Source organism: Massilia sp. X63 (assembly GCF_041023745.1).
Taxonomy (GTDB): Bacteria; Pseudomonadota; Gammaproteobacteria; order Burkholderiales; family Burkholderiaceae_D; genus Telluria.
In genome coordinates this window covers 199,595-212,684 of the sequence record NZ_JBFTEF010000007.1, presented here as the reverse complement: position 1 = coordinate 212,684, position 13,090 = coordinate 199,595, and the positions used below count along the sequence as shown (strand labels likewise).

General features: G+C 64.2%; 13 protein-coding genes. 8 read left to right on the top strand and 5 right to left on the bottom strand.

The features are described from left to right. Positions 1-214 precede the first annotated feature (214 nt). Positions 215-2,311 (bottom strand): putative bifunctional diguanylate cyclase/phosphodiesterase, encoded by a 2,097-nt coding sequence (locus AB3347_RS15920; RefSeq protein WP_369092774.1) that lies wholly within the window; start codon positions 2,309-2,311, stop codon positions 215-217. A gap of 292 nt (positions 2,312-2,603) precedes the next feature. Between AB3347_RS15920 and AB3347_RS15915 the strand changes: the two genes are divergently transcribed. Further along, a complete protein-coding gene (locus AB3347_RS15915) occupies positions 2,604-3,086 on the top strand; it encodes a hypothetical protein (protein ID WP_369092773.1) in 483 nt (160 codons plus the stop codon). Positions 3,087-3,179: 93 nt separating this feature from the next. On the opposite strand, the gene AB3347_RS15910 is transcribed toward AB3347_RS15915, so the two are convergent. From AB3347_RS15910 to AB3347_RS15895, 4 genes are read right to left on the bottom strand one after another with little or no spacing between them, the layout of a single operon-like run. Next, positions 3,180-3,701 carry an RDD family protein gene (locus AB3347_RS15910; RefSeq protein WP_369092772.1) on the bottom strand — a complete coding sequence of 174 codons (522 nt, stop codon included), beginning with the start codon at positions 3,699-3,701 and terminating at the stop codon, positions 3,180-3,182. Then, positions 3,688-4,479 carry a DUF3106 domain-containing protein gene (locus tag AB3347_RS15905; protein WP_369092771.1) on the bottom strand — a complete coding sequence of 264 codons (792 nt, stop codon included), beginning with the start codon at positions 4,477-4,479 and terminating at the stop codon, positions 3,688-3,690. Before AB3347_RS15905 ends, AB3347_RS15910 begins: the two co-directional genes overlap by 14 nt. After that, positions 4,476-4,877, bottom strand: a complete 402-nt coding sequence (locus tag AB3347_RS15900) for a DUF3619 family protein (protein WP_369092770.1) — start codon at positions 4,875-4,877, stop codon at positions 4,476-4,478. The genes AB3347_RS15905 and AB3347_RS15900 overlap by 4 nt, the downstream gene beginning before the upstream one ends. Continuing rightward, positions 4,874-5,443 (bottom strand): RNA polymerase sigma factor, encoded by a 570-nt coding sequence (locus AB3347_RS15895; protein ID WP_369092769.1) that lies wholly within the window; start codon positions 5,441-5,443, stop codon positions 4,874-4,876. The genes AB3347_RS15900 and AB3347_RS15895 overlap by 4 nt, the downstream gene beginning before the upstream one ends. A gap of 223 nt (positions 5,444-5,666) precedes the next feature. Between AB3347_RS15895 and AB3347_RS15890 the strand changes: the two genes are divergently transcribed. The 7 genes from AB3347_RS15890 (at position 5,667) to ilvC (ending at position 13,007) form a co-directional block, all read left to right on the top strand. Beyond that, complete coding sequence (locus AB3347_RS15890; RefSeq protein ID WP_369092768.1) at positions 5,667-6,542, top strand: TauD/TfdA dioxygenase family protein; 876 nt, start codon at positions 5,667-5,669, stop codon at positions 6,540-6,542. 14 nt (positions 6,543-6,556) lie between these two features. Next, entirely contained in the window at positions 6,557-7,561 is a 1,005-nt protein-coding gene (locus tag AB3347_RS15885) for an ABC transporter substrate-binding protein (RefSeq protein WP_369092767.1), read from the top strand. A 1-nt stretch (position 7,562) separates the two neighbouring features. Next, positions 7,563-8,414 (top strand): ABC transporter ATP-binding protein, encoded by an 852-nt coding sequence (locus tag AB3347_RS15880; RefSeq protein WP_369092766.1) that lies wholly within the window; start codon positions 7,563-7,565, stop codon positions 8,412-8,414. Positions 8,415-8,427: 13 nt separating this feature from the next. Then, complete coding sequence (locus AB3347_RS15875; protein ID WP_369092765.1) at positions 8,428-9,288, top strand: ABC transporter permease; 861 nt, start codon at positions 8,428-8,430, stop codon at positions 9,286-9,288. 408 nt (positions 9,289-9,696) lie between these two features. Beyond that, the gene (locus AB3347_RS15870; protein WP_369092764.1) at positions 9,697-11,424 is read left to right on the top strand and encodes an acetolactate synthase 3 catalytic subunit; all 1,728 of its coding nucleotides are present in this window, start codon (positions 9,697-9,699) and stop codon (positions 11,422-11,424) included. Continuing rightward, positions 11,424-11,915 (top strand): acetolactate synthase small subunit, encoded by a 492-nt coding sequence (gene ilvN, locus AB3347_RS15865; RefSeq protein WP_027867685.1) that lies wholly within the window; start codon positions 11,424-11,426, stop codon positions 11,913-11,915. The genes AB3347_RS15870 and ilvN overlap by 1 nt, the downstream gene beginning before the upstream one ends. Positions 11,916-11,990: 75 nt before the next feature. Continuing rightward, the gene (gene ilvC, locus AB3347_RS15860; protein ID WP_369092763.1) at positions 11,991-13,007 is read left to right on the top strand and encodes a ketol-acid reductoisomerase; all 1,017 of its coding nucleotides are present in this window, start codon (positions 11,991-11,993) and stop codon (positions 13,005-13,007) included. Positions 13,008-13,090: the final 83 nt, after the last annotated feature.

Genomic DNA, 13,090 nt, shown 5'->3' with positions numbered 1-13,090 from the left:
TAACAGGACGCAGCGCAGGTCGGGTCAGCGCAAGCAGCCTTGTCCAGGGACCGAAGCGTGCCCGCACGCTGCGGGCCAACTGCGTGTGGGGGGAACGTCCGGTGTGCAGGATCCCGCGGGCGAGGAGGAAATCCGGCCCTCCGGACGATCACGCTGCGCGTCTTTCGCGCGATGGAATCCACGGTTCGCGAACATGCCGCCGATGCTCTGCGCGTCACAGGGCCGGGTCGCGGGGGCGCCCGTCGAGCATGGCGCGCATGCCGGCCGCATCCACCGGCATGCTGAAATACTCGCCCTGTCCCTCGCTGCATCCCAGGGCCCGGAGAAAATCGAACTGTGCTTCTTCTTCAATGCCTTCCGCAATGACACGCTGGTGCAGGCTCCGCCCCATCCCGATCACGGCGCTGACGATGGCGCCATTGCTCTCCTGGCTGGCGCCGATCGCCCTGACAAACGACTGGTCGATCTTCAGCACGTCGATCGGGAACTGGTTCAGGTAGCTCAGGCTGGAATAGCCGGTGCCGAAGTCGTCGACGGCGATCTGTACGCCCAATGCCTTGAACTTCGCCAGCAAGCAGGCACTGGTGGCGACATCGCGCATCAACACGGTTTCGGTCAGTTCGAGCTGGAGACAGGCTGGGTCGACGCCGCTGGCATCGAAGACCGCCAGTGCATGCGAGAAGAAATCGCGGTGGCGAAATTCCAATGCCGACACATTGACTGCGATCGACACCGGCGCCAGGCCGCTGTCGCGCCAACGAACCGCCTGGGCGCAGGCTTCCGCCAATACCCAGCGTCCGATCGGGATGATCAGGCCGCATTCCTCGGCAATCAGGATGAAACGCTGGGGCAGTACCATGCCCCATTCCGGATGCTCCCAGCGCAGCAGGGCTTCGACGCCGGTCATTTGCATGCTTTCCAGGTCGAACTTGGGCTGGTAGTACAGCTTGAACTCGTCCCGTTCGAGCGCCAGTCGAAGGCTGCTTTCGACCAGCTGCCGCTCGATGGCGCGTGTGTTCATATCCTGGCGAAAGAACTGGTAATTGTTACGCCCGCGCTCCTTTGCGTGATACATCGCGGTATCGGCATTCTTGATCAGGGCGGCAGCATCCGCGCCGTCGAGGGGAGAGACACTGATGCCGATACTGGTCGACGTATGCAGGTGCTGGCCGTCGATCAGAAAAGGTGTCGACAGTGCGAGCAGCACTTTTTCCGCGGCGAGCGCGGCGTCTTGCGGCCGTTTCTCGTTGGCAAGCAGGATCACGAACTCGTCTCCGCCATGCCGGCTGACGGTATCGGAGCTGCGCACGCACTGTACCAGACGGTTCGACACCGCCTGCAGAAGCTGGTCGCCGACCGCGTGGCCGAGCGAATCGTTGACATGCTTGAACTTGTCCAGGTCCAGGAACAGCAAGGCCGGCGTCAGGCCGGTACGCTGTGCCGATGCGATCGCGCGGGCGATGCGGTCGTTGAGCAGCACCCGGTTGGGCAGACTGGTCAGGAAATCATGTTGCGCCAGATGGCGCATCTTCGACGTCAGCGCCACCGTGTGTGAAATATCCCGGAACACCACGACGGCGCCAACCAGCTGCTCGTCCCAGTCGTGAATGGGAGCAGCCGAGTCTTCGATCGGAATCCGCCTGCCATCCCTGCTCAGGAGGACGACGTCTCCGGCCAATGCCCTCGAATGGTCGTCGCGCAGGATGTATTCGACCGGATTGACGAGTGGACTGTCCGTGGCGCCATCGACGATGTGGAGCACTTCCCCGATCGGCATGCCGCAGGCTTCGTCGCGCGCCCAGCCGGTGATCAGTTCGGCTGCCACATTGAGGTAGTCGACGCTGCCATGCATGTCGACCGAGATGACGGCGTCGCCGATCGAGTTCAGCGTGATCGCGGCACGCTTCTGGGCAAGGTACAGGCCCTGTTCCACCTTCATGCGTTCGATGATGTTGCGCAGCGCCTGCGGCACCAGGTTATTGTCGAAATAACCCTTGGACAGCCAGGCCTGGGCGCCGCGCTGGACCGCCGCCTTGGCCTCATGTTCATTGTCCAGTGTGCAAAGGGTGAGTATCGGCGTATGACGTGCCGCCTGATGGCATCGATCGAAGGATGCGAGTCCCTCACTGTCGGGCAAGTGCAGATCGATGAGGATCGCGTCGATGCCGCCAGTGCGGATACGTTCCAGGCCTCGCGCCAGGGTCGATGCGCTCTGGACTTCGAAGGGGCCGTCGTGCGCATCCTGCAAAGCATGTTCGAGCGCGCGGATGTCGCTTGCGACAGGAGAAATGACGAGGATCCGGATTGCCACCTTGCCTCCTTTATTCGTCGCATGCTCGAGGGCATGCGCAAAGCGGCCGCTACCGAGTGCACGGCGTGCCGGAGAACTTGCTGTGGCCGCCCCGGCATGTATCGTGCAGCATCCCATACTAGCATGGGATGCTTGCTGGCTTCGTGCACAAGCCCAGTTTCCGTCGTGGCAGCAGGAGGACATCATGCGATACACCTTGAATGCGGTCTCCAATGACCGGGATACGGCCCAGCAAGCGCCGGATGCGCTACGCGCTGGATACGCGAACGACTAGGAGGAATCCAGCGCTGCAGTGCATCTGGGCTGGGACAGCGCCCATCCCGAGATCGATGCCGCCAGCGATCCGGACGCCGCGTGGAAGCGGCGCCATCCCGGCGAACTCCCGCCATGGGAACGCTTCATCGACGCCGTGCGACATGGCTGGTGCAGGATGTCGGCCGGGATGGACTGCGACGAGGCCGATTACCGCATCCACCATGCCGATCACTATCCGGACACCGATTACAACGACCTGGCTCCCGTCTACCGCTATGGCAGTCACGTGCGCGAGCGGGCTGCATTTCGTGGCCGGGACTGGAACGATGTCGAAGGCGAACTGCGCATCGAGTGGGAACGCGGATGCAAGGAGGGCAAGCCGTCGACATGGGATGAGATGAAGGCAGCCTTGCAGCAGGGCTGGAAGCAAGGGGAAGAATGTGCCGCATGCTGCGCCTTGCGCACGCGCCGGCCTGCGGCAGCGTTCGCACGGAGACGGGCCGGTCCGGCGCCAGACTGAGCCGGGACCGGGGCACGAGCGACGCGGGCAGCCGCCCGGCGTCCAGTGCGGACGCTGCCTTCCCGTCCGTTCGGATCGGTCGCGAGCCGGGACTCAGGCGCTCTTGCGCGCAGTTTTCGGCAGCGCGATCAGGCGCGTGCCGGCCAGGCGGTCGTGCAGGAACTGCCGGTCCTTGTCCAGCAGCGCCGTCAGCGCCCAGGCGACGATCCCGATGGCCAGCGCAATGCCGATCTGCGCCTTGCCGTGCAGGCCGAAGGTCCAGCACACCAGCAGGGCGGGAGCGAACCAGCCCCAGGCCAGCAGGAAACGCAGCGCGGCCGTCCCGAGCGGCAGCTTGTGGTGGCCGAGCTTGACCACCTTGATGCGCCAGGTCTTCATGGCCAGCGTGTGGCCGCTGTCGATCCAGCACCACATGAAGTAGGCGGCCGTCACCAGGAACAACCAGACCTTCATGCCCTCCCTGGCCAGCGGATGCTGGCTGTTCAGGGTGACCAGCATGTAGAAGGCGATCGCCAGCATCTCGACCGAGAACAGCAGCAGCGCTTCGTACAGCATGACGGTGACGCGGCGCAGGATGGTCGGGGTGGCGACCGGCGCGGGCTTAGTTGCTTGCATTGCTGGCGTTGCCTGGGGTGCTTGCGTTGCTGGCATTCTGTGCGGACGTGGCGGCGGGTGAGGGGGCGATCGGCGCCGGCGCCGGGACGGGCGCGGCGGCAGGCGGGGCAGAGGTGATCGTGGCCGGTGCGGTGGGCGCGGCGCCGGGGACGACGGCAGGCGCGCTCGGCGTCGGCACGATGCACGAGGTGCCGCGCCGGATGGCGCCGGACGGGCAGCTGGTCGGGGTGTCGATGATCGGCGAATGCGGCAGCGCGGGCGTACCCTGCGGCTTGGCGCCCGAGCGCGCCAGCCGGCGCTTTTCTTCTTCGGACAGCTGCTTGTAGCTTTCCCAGGTGGCGGCCTTCTGGCCGGGGTCGAGCTTGCGCGTCTTGTTGAAGTTTTCGCGCGCCAGGTTGCGCTGGGCCGGCGTGAGGCGCATCCACTGGCGCATGCGTTCGTGCACGCGCTGCTGCTCGGCCGGCGTCATCGAAGCGAAACGGTGCGACATCTCGAGCCAGCGACGCTTGCGCATGCCGTCCATGCCGTCCCATTCGGGCTGCAGCGGCTTGAGGGCGGCTTGCTGGCTGCGCGTCAGCTCACGCCAGAGCGGTTTGTCGAGGGTCTTGGCGGGCGGCTTGGCGCCGGCCGCGGTGGTCATGGGTGCGCCGGCGCCGCGCGCGGCCGGGGCGGTGGATTCGGACCGGTTGTAGACCGCCCAGGTCGCGGCCCCGGCAATCAAGACCGCTGCCGCAGCGATGACAACGGCGACGCGGGGCTTCGGCGCGGTTTTCGTCATTGCTGGCGCTGTTGCGACTCCACGTAAGCGTTGAAACCATGGTCGAGGTAGGCGGTCAGCGGCAGCTCGTCGGCCAGCACGGCGGCGTCGATCTCGGCCATCGCGGCCAGGCGCTGCTGCTGTTCGTACTGGTAGACGCCGCCCATGCCGACGACCAGCGCCAGCATCGGGGCCACCACGGCGATGCGCGCCAGGACGGGGCCGGTGAACAGGCTCTTGAAGTCGAACAGCGGGCGCTTGGCGCCGAGGGCCTGGCGCGGTGCGTCGGGCTTCTTGCGCGCCATGGCAAGCGCGCGTGCCGCGGCCAGCCGCTCGGTCGTCGAAACCGGCAGCGCGTCGAGGTTCTCGTTCAGGGCGTGGCGTACCTTGTACGCCAGGTTGATGTCGTCGGTGTTCATAGCTTGATTCCCTTGGCCTTGAGTGCCTCGGCGAGGGCGTGGGTTGCACGGGAACAGTGCGTCTTGACGCTTCCCTCGGAACAACCCATCGCTTCGGCCGTCTCGGCCACGTCCATATCCTGCCAGTAACGCATGAGGAAGGCTTCCCGTTGACGCGGTGGGAGCTTTTCTACTTCCTGTTCGATCAGGCGCAAGGTTTGGGCACGCTCGAACTGGTCGGCGCTCGACTCCGCGGCGGCCGTCCCTGCCTCCGCTTCGTAGGAAGAAAGTATATCAAATTCCTCATCGTCCCCGTCCGGGCGGCTGAAGCCGGAAAAGAGGCTGACCCAGGTGTTGCGCACCTTTTCGCGGCGGAAGTAATCGAGGATTGTGGTCTGCAGGATGCGCTGGAACAGCATCGGCAGCTCGGCCGCCGGCTTGTCGCCGTATTTCTCGGCCAGCTTGATCATCGCGTCCTGCACGATGTCGAGCGCCGATTCGTCCTTGCGCACCGCATATACCGCCTGCTTGAACGCACGCCGTTCGACATTCTCGAGGAAGTCGTTGAGTTCTTTGTCTGTGGCCATGCGTGCTTGAAAGGGCGATTGGTGCGAATGCCGTGAGGAAAACTATCGAATCCTAGCAAAAAACCCTGTTTCACGCATCGAAATCGCGCAGCGGCGGCTTAGTGGATGTCCTCGGTGCTTACAAAAAGTGCATGAACTTAGTCGAAATGATTCGTTGTTGAGCCTGGAGTGCGTGTTTATTCTGGAATCAGCCTCTCTCAACACTACCGACTTGGTGTCCATCATGCCGCTCGACTCGACCCGCCAGGATTTCGATATCCGCCCTCTCGTCAACCAGCCGCTCGGCGCGGAAGTGCTCGGCCTCGACCTTGCCCGCGCGCTGAGCGAGGACGATTTCGACCGCCTGCACCGCGCCCACCTGGAGCACCACGTACTGGTGTTCCGCGACCAGACCTTTACTCCGCAGGAGCAGGTGGATTTCAGCCGCCGCTTCGGCCGCCTGCAGACCCACGTGCTGCGCCAGTTCGCACTCAGCGGGCACCCGGAAGTGCTGGTGATCTCGAACATCCGCGAGAACGATCAACCGGTCGGCCTGGGCGACGCTGGTCACTTCTGGCATTCCGACCTGTCGTACAAGCGCGTGCCGAGCCTGGGTTCGATGCTGCATGCGCAGGAGCTGCCGCAGGAGGGCGGCGACACCCTGTTCGCCAACCAGCATGCCGCCTATGACGCGCTGCCGGGGAAGCTCAAGCGCGAGATCGCCGGCCTGCGCGCCGAGCACAGCTACCTTGCCCGCTACGAGGAGCTGCGCCGGCGTAACCCGTGGCGCCCCGCGCTGACCCAGGCCCAGATCGACGAAGTGGTGCCGGCCGTGCACCCGGTGGTGCGTACCCATCCGGAAACGGCGCGCCGCGCGCTGTTCGTCAGCGAGCACTTCACCACGCGCATCCTCGGCATCCCGGAGCAGCGCAGCCGCGCGCTGCTCGAGCAGCTGTTCGAACACAGTACGCGCCCCGAATTTGTCTACCGCCACCAGTGGCGGCCGAATGACCTGGTGTTCTGGGACAACCGCTCGCTGCAGCACCTGGCCACGCCTTTCCCGCAGGACCAGCGCCGCAAGCTCTATCGCACCACTATCGAGGGCGACGTCCCATTCTGATCCGAAGGAGCAACATGACATTCAAGATGAAACTCGCGGCCACGGCCGTCGCCTTGTCCCTCGGCGTGTCCGCACACGCCCGTGCCGAAGGCAGGATCCGCATCGCCGAGCAGTTCGGCATCGTGTACCTGCTGCTGAACGTGGCCCAGGACCAGAAGCTGATCGAGAAGCACGGCAAGAAGCAGGGCGTCGATATCGACGTCGACTGGGTCAAGCTGTCGGGCGGCGCGGCCGTCAACGATGCGCTGCTGTCCGGCTCCATCGACGTGGCCGGCGCCGGCCTGGGCCCGCTGTTCACCATCTGGGACCGCACCGCCGGCCGCCAGAACGTGCGCGCGGTCGCCTCGCTTGGCAATTTTCCCTATTACCTGGTCAGCACCAACCCGGCGGTCAAGACCATCGCCGACTTCAGCCAGAAGGACCGGATCGCGCTGCCGGCGGTGACGGTATCGGTGCAGGCGCGCATCCTGCAGATGGGGGCCGCCAGGCAGTGGGGAAAGGGCGAGTTCAGGAAGCTCGACCCGATCACGCAGACGGTACCGCACCCGGATGCCGCCGCCGCCATCATCGCCGGCAAGACGGAACTGAACGCCCACTTCGCCAATCCGCCCTTCCAGGACCAGGAACTGGCCGGCAATCCGCAGGCGCACGTCGTGCTGAATTCCTACGACGTGCTGGGCGGGCCGAGCTCGGCCACCGTGCTGTATGCGACCGAAAACTACGTCAAGGAGAACCCGAAGACCTACCGCGCCTTCATCGATGCGCTGGTGGAGGCGGCGCAGCTGACTTCCACCAATCCGGAAGCGGCGGCCGACGCCTACCTGCGCGTCAACAAGGGCAACATCGACCGGGGCCTGCTGCTGAAGGTGATCAAGAATCCGCTGGTAGAGTTCAAGGTGGCGCCGCAGAATACGCTTGGCCTTGCCCAGTTCCTGCACGGCGTTGGCGCCATCAAGACCAGGCCGGCGAGCTGGCGCGACTACTTCTTCGTGCACCCCGCGCTGGATAAAGGGAGCTGACATGAGCCCGCCGAATTTCAATCCGCTCGTGCTGGTCCCGCCACCCGAGCCCTTGCTGCGCGCCGAACGCGTCACGCTGGAATACCGGGGCGAGCGCGGCATCGTGCGCGCCACCGAAAATGTCAGCTTCGACGTCCACCGGGGCGATCGTTTCGTGCTGCTGGGACCATCGGGCTGCGGCAAGTCGACCCTGCTGAAGGCGGTGGGCGGCTTCATCGCGCCGCAGGCGGGCAGCCTGACCCTGGCGGGCAGGGCGATCACCGGACCGGGGCCGGACCGCATCGTGGTGTTCCAGGAATTCGACCAGCTGCCGCCCTGGAAGACGGTGCGCGAGAACGTGATGTTCCCGCTGCTCGCCAACGGCGTGAAGCGCAAGGAAGCAGACTTGCGTGCGCGGCACTGGCTCGGCAAGGTCGGGCTGGCGCGCTTTGCCGATGCCTATCCGCACACGCTGTCGGGCGGGATGAAGGCGCGCGTGGCGATCGCGCGGGCGCTGGCGATGCAGCCGGCCATCCTGCTGATGGACGAGCCTTTTGCGGCGCTCGATGCGCTCACGCGCCGGACCATGCAGGAAGAGCTGCAGGCGCTGTGGGACGAGATCGGTTTTACGATGCTGTTTGTGACGCACTCGATCGAAGAGGCGCTGGTGGTGGGCAACCGCATCCTGCTGCTGTCGCCGCACCCGGGGCGGGTGAGGGCGGAATTGAACAGTCATCAGTTCAGTCTGGCCAGCGCGGGCAGCAGCGAATTTCAGGCGGCGACGCAGCGGATTCATGGTTTGTTATTCGGTGCGCAGGAGCCGGTTGAACGCGCGGACGGCAAAGCCGTCCACCCTACAGTCCACGCTAATTAATACGTCTTGAATCATGGTCACACCTCCGATCCGCCCTGAGTACGTTCTTGAAGCCTTGCCGGCTGTCTCCACGCCGGTTTTTGACCAATCGGTAAAATTTTCACTGCCAGACCTCGGCTGGCTACGCAAAATCGGCATGCTGCTGGTCATCGCCCTGATCTGGGAAGCCCTGGCGCGCTGGTTCGACAACGACCTGCTGCTGCCCGGCGCCATCCAGACCAGTAAAGCCTTCGCCCACGGCCTGGCCTCGGGCGAACTGTGGGGCTATGTGAGCGTCTCGCTGCAGGTGCTGACCCAGGGCTTCACCCTCGGCGTCTTCGGCGCCTTCCTGCTGACCTGGCTCGCGGTGTCGAGCAAGGTGGGGCGCGAGCTGATCGATACGTTGGCGTCGATGTTCAATCCGCTGCCGGCGATCGCGCTGCTGCCGCTGGCGCTGCTGTGGTTCGGCCTGGGCAAGGGCAGCCTCTTGATGGTGCTGGTCCATTCCGTGCTGTGGCCGCTGACCCTGAGCGCCACCGCGGGCTTTCGCTCGGTGCCGGACACGCTGCGCATGGCCGGCCGCAACTACGGCCTGGGCGGCTTGCGCATGGTGCTGCAGATCCTGATCCCGGCCGCTCTGCCCGCCATCCTGTCCGGCCTGAAGATCGGCTGGGCTTTTGCATGGCGCACCCTGATCGCTGCCGAGCTGGTGTTCGGCAGCACCTCGGGGCAGGGCGGACTGGGCTGGTACATCTTCCAGAGCCGCAACGAACTATTCACCGACAAGGTCTTCGCCGGCCTGGCCGCCGTCATCCTCATCGGACTGGTCGTGGAGCACCTGGTGTTCCAGACACTCGAGCGACTCACCATCCGCCGCTGGGGCATGCAGCGTTAAACGCACCCGCAATGCACCATGCAAGTGCACCATTCTGGTCGAGCAAAAATAATCACGCTTTTGGCTTGACCAAAATGGTGCAACGCAGTAATGTGTTTCAATGCTTTGCACCCCCGAAGCTCTCCGGTCATCCGGTTAAGGCCCACAAGCCATCTCCGGATTGACGCGCTTTCATTTGTAGGCAGTTTGCTCCGACCCGCGCCACAAGCGCGAGAGATGCGTATAAACGCTACAGACACTCAAGCCGAACGAGTTGCGCCCAGCGCCCGTGCGTAAGGACCCTACGGTGTCCTGAACCACCCGCGTGCACGCAGAGAGAAGGGAAGCATTGAGCACTGTCGCGCATTGCGTATTTCGTTAGGAACGGGCATCCGATCAAACTCCCATTGGGTATTGAAAGGAATGAACATGAGTAACGAAACATCAGCGCCGATCACCGGTGCTGAAATCGTGGTGCGTTGTCTCGCGGAAGAGGGCGTCAAGCACGTCTTCGGTTATCCCGGCGGGGCAGTCCTCTACATCTACGACGCCATCTTCAAGCAGGACAAGTTCCAGCACGTCCTGGTCCGTCACGAACAGGCCGCGGTCCATGCCGCAGACGCCTATTCGCGCAGCTCCAACACCGTCGGCGTCGCCCTCGTGACCTCCGGTCCGGGCGTGACCAATGCCGTCACCGGCCTCTCGACGGCCTATATGGATTCCATCCCGATGGTCGTGATCTCCGGCCAGGTGCCGAGCCATGCGATCGGCCAGGATGCCTTCCAGGAATGCGACACCGTCGGCATCACCCGCCCCGTGGTCAAGCACAACTTCCTGGTCAAGGATGTCCGCGAACTGGCGTCGACCATCAAGAAAGCCTTCTTCATCGCCCGCACCGGCCGCCCCGGCCCCGTGCTGGTCGATATCCCGAAGGACATCACCATGCAGAAGTGCGCATTCGATTATCCGCGCGAGATCGAGATGCGTTCCTACAAGCCGGTGGACAAGGGCCACGCCGGCCAGATCCGCAAGGCCGTGCAGCTGCTGCAGGGCGCCGAGCGCCCGATGATCTACGCCGGCGGCGGCGTGATCCTGGCCAATGCCTCGAACGAGCTGAACCGCATGGTGGACAGGACCGGCTTCCCGGTGACGAACACCCTGATGGGCCTGGGCGGCTCGCGCTCCTCGAGCCCGCACTTCGTGGGCATGCCCGGCATGCACGGCACTTACGAAGCGAACATGGCGATGCAGCACTGCGACGTCCTGATCGCCATCGGCGCCCGCTTCGACGACCGCGTGATCGGCAACCCCAAGCACTTCGCCACCAATCCGCGCAAGATCATCCATATCGACATCGACCCCTCGTCGATCTCGAAGCGCGTCAAGGTCGACATCCCGATCGTCGGCAATGTCAAGGACGTGCTGGTCGAACTGCTGTCGCAACTCGAAGCCAGCCCGGCGCAGCCGAACGCGAACGCGCTGGCCGCCTGGTGGAAGCAGATCAACGAGTGGCGCGGCAAGGACTGCCTGGCGTATGCGCCCTCGAGCGAACTGATCAAGCCGCAATCGGTCATCGAGCAGCTGCACAAGGTGACGGACGGCGACGCCTTCATCACCTCGGACGTCGGCCAGCACCAGATGTGGGCCGCGCAATACTACGGCTTCGACAAGCCGCGCCGCTGGATCAACTCGGGCGGCCTGGGCACCATGGGCGTCGGCTTGCCGTACGCGATGGGCGTGCAGATGGCGAACCCGGATGCGACCGTGGCCTGCGTCACCGGCGAAGGCTCGATCCAGATGTGCATCCAGGAGCTTGCCACCTGCAAGCAATACCACCTGACGCCGAAGATCATCCTGCTGAACAACCGCTTCCTGGGCATGGTGCGCCAGTGGCAGCAGATCGACTACGGTTCGCGCTATTCCGAGTCCTACATGGACTCGTTGCCGGACTTCGAGAAGCTGGCCGAGGCCTACGGCCACGTGGGCATGCGCATCGAAAAGCCGTCCGACGTCGAAGGCTCGCTGCGTGAAGCCTTCGCCATGAAGGACCGCCTGGTGTTCATGAACTTCATCACCGACCAGAGCGAGAACGTCTGGCCGATGGTCAAGGCCGGCAAGGGCCTGAACGAAATGCTGCTCGGCTCGGAGGACCTGTAATGCGACACATCATTTCCGTCCTCCTCGAGAACGAAGCCGGCGCGCTGTCGCGCGTGGTCGGGCTGTTCTCGGCACGCGGCTACAACATCGAAACCCTGACCGTGGCGCCGACCGAAGACGCGACCCTGTCGCGCATGACCATCGTCACCAGCGGCTCGGACGACATCATCGAGCAGATCACCAAGCACCTGAACCGCCTGATCGAAGTGGTGAAGGTGGTCGATCTCACCGAAGGCCAGCACATCGAGCGCGAGCTGATGTTGATTAAGGTGCGCGCGGTCGGCAAGGAGCGCGAAGAGATGAAGCGCACCGCCGACATCTTCCGCGGCCGCATCATCGACGTGACCGAGAAGACCTACACGATCGAACTGACCGGCGCCAAGAGCAAGCTCGACGCCTTCATCGACGCCATCGACCGCGCCTCGATCCTGGAAACCGTCCGTACCGGCGGCTCGGGCATCGGCCGCGGCGAACGCATCCTGAAAGTGTAGGGTGGGCGGCTCCGCCGCCCACGCGTCCAAATCACGCCCGCATACAAATACATCAAAAATTTAAAAGGAATGACCATGAAAGTTTTCTACGACAAAGACTGCGACCTCTCCCTCATCAAAGGCAAGAACGTCGCCATCATCGGCTATGGCTCGCAGGGCCACGCGCACGCCCAGAACCTGAGCGAATCCGGCGTGAACGTCACCGTCGGCCTGCGCCGCGGCGGCGCTTCGTGGAACAAGGTCGAAGCGGCCGGCCTGCAGGTCGCCGAGGTCGATGACGCGGTCAAGAACGCCGACGTCATCATGATCCTGCTGCCGGACGAGAACATCGCCGAGGTCTACAAGAACAACGTCGAGCCGAACGCCAAGCAGGGCGCCGTGCTGGCCTTCGCCCACGGCTTCAACGTGCATTATGGCCAAGTGGTGCCGCGCGCCGACCTCGACGTGATCATGATCGCGCCGAAGGCCCCGGGCCACACCGTGCGCGGCACCTACCGCCAGGGTGGCGGCGTGCCGCACCTGATCGCGGTCTACCAGGACAAGTCGGGCGCGGCGCGCGACATCGCGCTGTCCTACGCCATGGCCAACGGCGGCGGCCGTGCCGGCATCATCGAGACCAACTTCCGCGAAGAGACCGAGACCGACCTGTTCGGCGAGCAGGCCGTGCTGTGCGGCGGTACCGTCGAGCTGATCAAGGCCGGCTTCGAGACCCTGGTGGAAGCGGGCTACGCGCCGGAAATGGCTTATTTCGAGTGCCTGCACGAACTGAAGCTGATCGTCGACCTGATCTACGAAGGCGGCATCGCCAACATGAACTACTCGATCTCGAACAATGCCGAGTACGGCGAGTACGTCACCGGCCCGAAAGTCGTCACCTCGGCGACCAAGGATGCGATGCGCCAGTGCCTGAAGGATATCCAGACCGGCGAGTACGCGAAGAGCTTCATCCTCGAGAACAAGGCCGGCGCCCCGACCCTGATCTCGCGCCGCCGCCTGACTTCGGAGCACCAGATCGAAGAAGTCGGCGCCAAGCTGCGCGCGATGATGCCGTGGATTGCGAAGAACAAGCTGGTCGATCAGTCGAAGAACTAAGCATTGCCGTTGTTTTGGTAGGGTGGGCGGGTCTCCCGCCCACGCGGTGAAAGATAAAGGTTGATATGTCGCGACTGAGCTGG